This is a genomic window from Marinobacter sp. B-12 (genome assembly GCF_056857915.1).
The window spans coordinates 1-8,369 of the sequence record NZ_JBSXOB010000037.1 but is presented as its reverse complement, the minus strand read 5'-3'; the positions used below and the strand labels follow the sequence as shown (position 1 = coordinate 8,369).

Here is an 8,369-nt window from a genome sequence, read left to right as displayed (position 1 = left end):
GTACATTAAGGTCCACAACGAAAAACTGGCCAAGCCGTTCCGGTGGCATAAAAGCGCCGAAGCTATTATGACATCGGTGGCGCGGGCAAAGCTGAGTGCCATTGATAATAAGCGCGCGAATTAACCGAATGGGACACTAGTACATTTAAATTGTCTCAGTCAGACACCAGACATTTCTGACAATCGCATCGATATTCCCTCGAAGAAAGCACGACCCAACTTGGTCAACGTCCGTCGGCATGACGTTCATCACTCAAACTGATGCTAATACGTACACAAATAGCCATACATGCCTTGATCATGCCTGAATCTTCTTTGTATGGAGTCAATGTTTAGATATAGATAACACTGATATTTAATTACTCTAAATATCTATTTGATCAATGAGTAGAGCGTTGATAACGTGAAAGTCCAATCAGTAATAAGAAGCTCTCATGACCAATACTCTGCCGTCTGTTAAAGAAACAGTGTTCCAGATACTTAGAAATCATGGAGTCGACAAGGTTTTTGGTAACCCCGGCTCTAACGAATTGCACTTTCTGCGAAACTTTCCCGACGACTTTGAATACATCCTCGGTCTGGATGAAGGCGTTGTCATAGGGATTGCAGAGGGCTACGCACAGGCGAAGGGCCAACCAGCCTTCGTTAACCTGCATTCTGCTGCCGGGACTGGAAACGCAATGGGAGGACTGACCAACGCACGCAACTCCCATAGCCCTATCGTTGTAACAGCTGGGCAGCAAGCCCGAACCATGACCTACGCTGATCCGATGCTTAAAAACACAGATGCCACCATGCTGCCCAGGCCGCTAGTAAAGGACAGCTTTGAACCACTGAGCCATGAGGAGGTTCCCCACTCCATCAATAGGGCACTCAATTCTGCAATGGCCCCGGCCAAGGGGCCTGTATACGTCTCGATACCTTACGATGACTGGGAAAAAACCATCAGTGAGAATGCGCTCCAGCTAGAAAAACGACGCGTTTCGCACTGCGGAGCACCAGATAAGGTGCTCCTGGAAAGAATAAGTTATCAGATCCAGGCGGCTAAACATCCAGTACTGGTCCTCGGCCCGGAGGTCGATGGTGAGGGATGTAATGGTCTTGTCGCAAAACTGGCCGAGAAACTTCATGCGCCGGCCTGGGTTGCACCATCCGCGCCCCGCTGCCCCTTTCCAACAAACCACCGGTGCTTTGCTGGAATATTGCCTGCCGGAGAAGCGGCTCTTTGTAGTCACCTTATTGACCATGACCTGATCATCGTCATTGGCGGCCCTGTTTTTCGCTATCACCAGAATGATCCCGGCACACTGATTCCTGACCAGGCAGAGCTGATTCACATCACCTCCGACAGCGACGAAGCTGCCAGGGCCCCGGTCGGTGAAGCGGTAGTTGGGAGCATAAAGAGCGTTGTCGCCGCGCTTTACGAAAGCCTGCCCGAAAAAGCGGCCGAATGTCCCTGCTTCCAAATGACAGTTAGCCGGAATATAGACGATGACGCGACACTTACTCCTGAGTCACTCTTTGATGTGGTTAACGCGCTGACCCCCCGAAACAGTATCTACCTGAATGAAGCTACATCAACACTCGCAACCCTCTGGTCGCGAGTAACAATGGAAGAATCCGGCAGTTATTACTTCGCTGCGGCGGGCGGCTTAGGTTTTGCGATGCCCGCAGCACTTGGTGTTCAGCTGGCCTGCCCGAACAGGAAAGTGGTGGCTTTCATCGGTGACGGATCCACCCATTACAGCATTGCTTCATTGTGGACGGCTGCACATTACAACATCCCTGCTATTTACGTGGTGATTAATAACAGAGGGTATTCAGCATTGAAATGGTTCTCTGAACTATTCGGTGTCGACGATGAAGTTCCAGGATTAACTATCGAAGATGTCGACTTCGTAAAAATATCTGAAGGGTACGGGGTAGGTGCCATCAAAGTTAGAACCATTAAAGAATTCAAAGAACATTACATAAAAGCTCTTGAAATGAGCCGACCATTTCTTATCGAAGTAGCAATATAAAACTCAAACAACCAAAAGGTGAACTATATGAACAAAAAAAACCTCTACTTATCCGCTTTTTTAGTTTGTGTCGCGTTACTATTTTCAACGTCGACCAGTGTATTCGCTAAAGAAAAAACTGAAATAACCGCAATTAGCGGGTTTAACATGAATACCGCGCTCACTCGCACGTTTGAAAAATTTGTAGAAAAAATAAACTCAGACGAAAATTCCCCTATACAGATCAAGCTAATAGGCGGCCCAGAAGCAATGCCTCCATTCCAAATTGGAAATGCGGTCAAAAATGGCGTTGTTGACATGATTCTATCGACGGGTGCCTTCTACAGCAATGTAATGCCGTCAGCTGACGCGCTGAAGTTGACGAACTACTCTCCGCAACAACTACGCGAAACCGGAAAATGGCCGGAACTTCAAAAGATATGGAAGGACGAAATGAACGTCCATCTACTTGCTTTCACCAACTATAACAATCAGTTCCATCTCTACACTAACAAACCGATTGAGTCTGCCCAGTTAGATGGTCAACGTCTGAGAGTAACCCCGATCTACCGATCCTTCTTTGAAGCTCTTGGTGCGAGCGTTGTACAAACGGCCCCTGGTGAGGTCTATACCGCGCTGGAACGTGGTGTTGTAGACGGATATGGCTGGACTATGCAAGGTATTTTTGACCTTGGTTGGCAAGAACAAACGAAATACCGAATCGACCCTGGTTTCTACCATGCAGAAGTGACCGTCATGATCAATGAGCGCAAATGGGATAGCTTATCAACCGAACAGCAGAACTATCTTACGGATAATGCCATCTGGCTCGAATCACTGAATGACGAGAATGAGTCTATCAATAAGATTGAGCAAAAGCGCCAAGCCGAATCCGGCATAGAAGTCATTACACTGCAAGGTACTGAACGCAAGAAGTTCCTTGACGTAGCAAAAGATGCCGCTTGGGCTGACGTTATTAAAAACTCACCCAATGTTGCCAACAGGATTAAAACAATCATCGAATAACCACCGATGAGTATCGCAACCTTTGGTCAGAGAGATTATAAAAAATGACAAAATTTGCGAAAACCTATGACCTACTAATGAAAATATCGGGCGTTACATCTGGCCTGATAATATTTTTCATTTCAATTCTTATTTTTACGAATGTAATTCTGAGAAACACTGGCGGTTTTTCTTGGTCATGGGTTACTGAAATATGTGAGTATGGACTTAGTTTTTCTGCATTTCTTGCCGCACCATGGGTGTTATATGAGTCGGCACATATTAAGGTCGACTTCCTACTTCACGGTTCGCCGGAGCACATCAGAAAAAAAATAGAAGTGTCAATCAACCTTATAGGATTAATTATAGGGGCAATACTATTTTATCTGATGCTTCGTGTAACTTTCGAAGCCTTCATGAACGAGACGTTAAAAATCAAGTCATTGGTTGTTCCCGAATGGTGGCTCCTGACAGCCCCAGTTGTTTGCTTTCTATTGATTTGCATTGAATTTTTCCGGCGACTAACAATACCTGCAAGAGGATCATCCTAATGGATTGGCAGCTCAGTCTATTCCTTTTACTTGGGCCTCTTCTGCTTCTTATGATTCTTGGAGTCCCCGTCGTTTTTGCATTCTTTGCGATCAATATACTCGGTGCATTTGTGTTCCTCGGTGGCGAGTTCGGCTTAGTGCAAATGGCCCTGAACTCAGCAGAGGCGATTTCGTCTTTTTCACTGATACCTATCCCGCTTTTTATTCTTATGGGCGAAGTTCTCTTCCATACGGGGCTAGCATATCGGGCAATATCAGCCATTGAACGACTTATCTCAGCCGTCCCTGGTCGACTCAGTATCGTGTCTATTCTGGGCGGAACGGCGTTCGCGACATTGTCAGGATCGAGTATCGCCAACACCGCGATGATGGGCAGTTCGATGCTCCCCGAAATGGAACGGAAAGGCTATCATCCAACAATGTCGATGGGGCCAATTCTGGCTGTTGGCGGAATAGCGATGCTCATACCTCCGTCGGCATTGGCGGTCACGCTGGCAAGCCTCGCGGGGATTTCAATCAGCAAACTACTCGTAGCAGGCATAGTGCCGGGACTGTTGATTGGGGGGGCCACTCTCATTTATGTTCTGATTCGATGCTCCATAAATCCCCAACTGGCACCCATCGACGACGCTGAGTCTTTCCGAGGGACTGAAAAATGGAAACCATTCTTTCGGGACGTAGTACCACTACTGTGTATCTTCTTCGTCGTTGTAGGCTCAATGCTGATCGGTTGGGCATCGCCTACGGAATCGGCAGCTTTTGGGGTGATAGCGTCTTTTATCGCTTCTTTCTGCTACAAATCACTAAATATGAAGTCATTTTTAGTCGCAGTTTTTGAGACAGCAAAAATATCGACGATAATTCTATTCATTCTTGTTTCATCAACTACATTTTCCCAAATACTTTCATTTTCGGGAGCAACAACAGGCCTACTTAACACCTTTCTAGAATTTGATTTGTCGCCATTTATGGTTGTCATAATAATGGTCTTTATTCTATTGATTCTAGGGTGTTTCACAGACCAAATCAGTATGATAATGCTTACACTGCCATTCTTTATGCCGCTAGTAGCAAGTCTTCAGATCGATCCCATCTGGTTTGGAGTATTGACACTAATTGCCATGGAAATCAGTTTGTTAACGCCACCATTTGGTTTGCTTCTACTTGTCATGAAAGGTGTCGCTCCAGCGGGAACCAACCTTGGCATAGTGTATAAATCTGCACTTCCATTTTTGCTACTTCAAGTTGGCGTCTTACTTCTTTTGGTTATTTTCCCAGGATTATCGGGACTATTTACATCATTGATGAATTGACCACGAACCTCAGGTTTATATGAACCAAACAAACAATATTAACATCCAGGAGACCAGAAAATGACTACAAACACACCCGCTCAATGGAATAGAAAACTTTTCTTGGGCAGCTGGGTACCTGGTCGCGGCGAACTCGTTTCGGTGACAGAGCCCGCAACCGGAAACCAACTAGGAATGCTTGCAACCGGTACCAAAGATGACATAGATGATGCCGCCCGCATTGCCAAACGGGCTCAGGTGGGGTGGGCCGCGATGCCATTTGATCAGCGAGCCGCCATCATGCGTCGGGTTGCACGCTCTCTGGAAGATAATGCCACAACGATCAATCAATGGAACATCCGTGAATGCGGCTCCACTGCACCCAAAGCAGAATGGGAGCTACAGGCATGCATTGAGCAGGCTCATATGGCGGCAGCCCTTCCAATGCAAGCTACTGGGGATATTTTCCCGTCCGCAATGCCGGGTCGTCGCAACTATTGGAAACGTATCCCTATCGGCGTTGTCGGCGTTATCTCTCCCTGGAACTTCCCCATCCTTCTAAGCCTTCGGTCAGTTCTACCAGCACTGGCAATGGGCAACTCAGTGATTCTGAAACCCGATATTCAAAGCGCCGTGTGTGGAGGACTGCTTCTGGCAGAGCTGTTCGCGGCTGCGGGTATCCCCGAGGGCGTGTTCCAGGCGCTACCAGGCGCAGCAGAGACGGGCGACGCACTCGTAAGGCACCCCGATGTGAAGATGATTTCGTTTACCGGTTCAACTCCAGTAGGGCGGCAGATAGGAGAAATTTGCGGGAGGAACCTTAAGAAGGTTTCGCTGGAACTTGGGGGCAACAACGCCATAGTGGTTCTTGATGATGCCGACCTGGAATCCGCTGCATCGTGTGCGGCCTGGGGGTCCTTTCTGCATCAGGGTCAGATTTGTATGCAGACGGGCCGTCATTTGGTACAGCGGAGTGTGGCTGAACGATACGCCGAGCTCTTGGCTGGTCGTGCAGCCAAACTGGTCGTGGGCAACCCTGCCAGCGAACAGGTACACATAGGGCCATTGATCAACGACCGTCAAGCCAAAAATGTCGAAGATATTGTTAACCGTTCCATTGAACTTGGGGCCCGATTGCTCACCGGTGGCAAGGCCGACAGTCGCTTCTACCCTGCAACTGTTCTGACGGACGTGACACCCGACATGCCAGCCTGGCGCGAGGAAATATTCGGTCCCGTGGCGCCGATTACGGTTTTTGATACAGAGGAAGAAGCAGTCGCTTTGGTGAACAGCTCAGAATATGGTCTTGCGGCGGCGGTGCATAGCCGGTCGGAGTCCCGTGGCTTAAAAGTCGCGACCCAACTATGTTCAGGTATGCTCCATATTAACGACCAGACAGTGAACAACGAGTTCCAGGTTCCGTTTGGTGGCATGGGCGCATCCGGTAACGGCAGCCGTTTTGGTGGCCCTGCGAATATTGATGAGTTCACGCAAACACAATGGATAAGTGTAATGGGTCCCGGCATGCAGTATCCGTTCTAGCATCAGAGAGCACTTCCAAAACACTATCGACGACTGATACGGATCTTGTCATACATGGATGAACTGCCTCCCCCCAGTACCTAAATGGGGGAGGCATGCATCAACCCCATAATGCGGCGACTTCTACTTTAATAAACAAAAATCACATATCAAATTTATCCGGCTATATAACTGGCCCTACAGAATTACTCATCAAAAGGCATGGCTTTTTTATCTTTCGGCTCACCCGATTTTATTTTCTCACCCTCCTTGCAGAAATAATAAGTCACTATATCGCTAGATATTTTATATTTAACGACAAAACCAAAATACATTCCCCTTCATACCAAAATCATATTTAAACAACAGAAAACAAAATACCTAAATATTTAAATGTACAAAAAATGGATAGAGATATTCACAAATCGGATATTTGATAAATCATTAATAATCGATAGTTAAAGCTCCATAAAATAAGGAGAAAAAGAGTGAACTATCAACATTCAATATTAGCACTTGCGATCACAACTGGTCTTGGCGTTGCTCCTGCTACTCATGCCCTCGAGTTGGGTGAATTCAATGACACAAAATTTAGCATTGGCGGTTACTTCAAGACCGAAGCCATTTATGAAAAGATCGATGACGGAGTGATTCCCGTATATTTGCTCGTGCGAACCAGTCCCGCGTTAACCTAAAGACGGTTACCCAGAAGGACGGCCATACGATTGTCGGCTTCGTGGAAGGCGATTTTTACGGCGGCTCATATCCCGCCGAGAACAACGACCTGCGGCTTCGCCATGCATTCATCAAGGTTGACCAGACCACAGTGGGCCAGACCTGGACCGGTCAGTTCTGGGCGGTAACCTATAACGACTATCTCGATTTTTTCGCGGGCCCCCGTGGCACTCTCGGCGGACTGAACTTCCGCTCCAACCTCATTAGCCACGAAGCGGGCGACTTCCGGTTTAGTGCCCAGGATCCTGTTAACGATGACGCCGACATTCCTGATGTTGCAGTCAACTACAACCTGAATTTTGACGGCGGTCATCGGCTGATTCTCACGGCATCCGGACGTGAAATCGAAAACGGTGATTTTGTGGGAGGCGGAGCCATCGGCTCCAAGTTCATGATCGGACCACACAGCCTCAATGTAAACGCACATTACGGTGAAGGCCTGGGCGCTTTTACTGCTGTTGGAGCAAACAACAGCTTAACTTCTCCAGATGTTGAAGATGGCGAAGCTGTCAGCCAAGCCGGTTATGATGTTGGATTTCGTTATGTCATTAACAGCACGTGGCGCGCCAATATCGCCCATACCAGTGTTGAAGTCGACGATAATGCCGAGACTGATTACGAAGCCCACCGCGCTAACGTGATTCATAACATCACCCAGGATCTTGAGGTCGGTCTGGAGTGGCGCAAGTACAACTTGGCCTTGGGCCCCTTGCGCCCGGATGGTCAGCAAGTTGAGCTTATGGCCAAGTTAAGCTTCTGATCTGATCAGTTAAAGCAACCCGCAAAGCAGCACCAGGAGGTGCTGCTTTGCGTTGGTCCACAACAGCAAGAACTATTTCAAACTGTAACCTCAATGGCAAAAGCAAGCCCAAGACGGCCAGGAGCTGTCAGCGGTGCTGGATCTTTTACCTGGCCGTTTACCAGTTCAACGAGGAAACCTTGAAAACGAAAAGGCCCGGAAAAACCGGGACCGGTTAGAGAGGCAAAGGGAACGTTCGCGGTAAACTAGTGTTCCGTTCGGTTAATTCGCTGTCTCATAAAGGTTATAATGGGAACTCATCGATCAGCAAGCATAGGTTTCCATTGTGCCCAAGCCCGCAGCCCCATTTAATCTGACCGTAAATGATCAACTGGAACTCGAAGGCTGGTGCCGAACCAATACTCTGAGCCAGCATCTGGCTCAACGTGCCAGGATTCTTTTGTTACTGAATGAAGGCGAGACGCCTCAAGGGATCTCGGACTCGCTTCAGGTTAGCACTCAAACG

The 8,369-nt window shown here is 47.9% G+C and carries 7 protein-coding genes and 2 pseudogenes; all 9 read left to right on the top strand.

All coding sequences use genetic code 11. The features are described from left to right. A pseudogene (locus tag AC13D2_RS05025) lies at positions 1–124 on the top strand (IS630 family transposase); the annotation flags it as partial. A 322-nt stretch (positions 125–446) separates the two neighbouring features. After that, the gene (gene mdlC / locus AC13D2_RS05020; RefSeq protein ID WP_410797521.1) at positions 447–2,021 is read left to right on the top strand and encodes a benzoylformate decarboxylase; all 1,575 of its coding nucleotides are present in this window, start codon (positions 447–449) and stop codon (positions 2,019–2,021) included. 27 nt (positions 2,022–2,048) lie between these two features. Further along, the gene (dctP, locus tag AC13D2_RS05015) at positions 2,049–3,026 is read left to right on the top strand and encodes a TRAP transporter substrate-binding protein DctP (protein WP_286749964.1); all 978 of its coding nucleotides are present in this window, start codon (positions 2,049–2,051) and stop codon (positions 3,024–3,026) included. Between the two features lie 44 nt (positions 3,027–3,070). Beyond that, positions 3,071–3,556: a TRAP transporter small permease gene (locus AC13D2_RS05010; protein ID WP_348422145.1), complete on the top strand. Its 486-nt coding sequence runs from the start codon at positions 3,071–3,073 to the stop codon at positions 3,554–3,556. Then, the gene (locus AC13D2_RS05005) at positions 3,556–4,869 is read left to right on the top strand and encodes a TRAP transporter large permease (RefSeq protein ID WP_317307202.1); all 1,314 of its coding nucleotides are present in this window, start codon (positions 3,556–3,558) and stop codon (positions 4,867–4,869) included. Before AC13D2_RS05010 ends, AC13D2_RS05005 begins: the two co-directional genes overlap by 1 nt. 60 nt (positions 4,870–4,929) lie before the next feature. Continuing rightward, positions 4,930–6,390, top strand: coding sequence for a benzaldehyde dehydrogenase (locus tag AC13D2_RS05000; RefSeq protein WP_482938287.1), 1,461 nt, complete (start codon positions 4,930–4,932; stop codon positions 6,388–6,390). A 467-nt stretch (positions 6,391–6,857) separates the two neighbouring features. Continuing rightward, the gene (locus AC13D2_RS04995) at positions 6,858–7,064 is read left to right on the top strand and encodes a hypothetical protein (protein ID WP_317307203.1); all 207 of its coding nucleotides are present in this window, start codon (positions 6,858–6,860) and stop codon (positions 7,062–7,064) included. A 41-nt stretch (positions 7,065–7,105) separates the two neighbouring features. Next, a complete protein-coding gene (locus AC13D2_RS04990; protein WP_317307204.1) occupies positions 7,106–7,864 on the top strand; it encodes a porin in 759 nt (252 codons plus the stop codon). 325 nt (positions 7,865–8,189) lie between these two features. After that, a pseudogene (locus AC13D2_RS04985) lies at positions 8,190–8,369 on the top strand (IS630 family transposase); the annotation flags it as partial.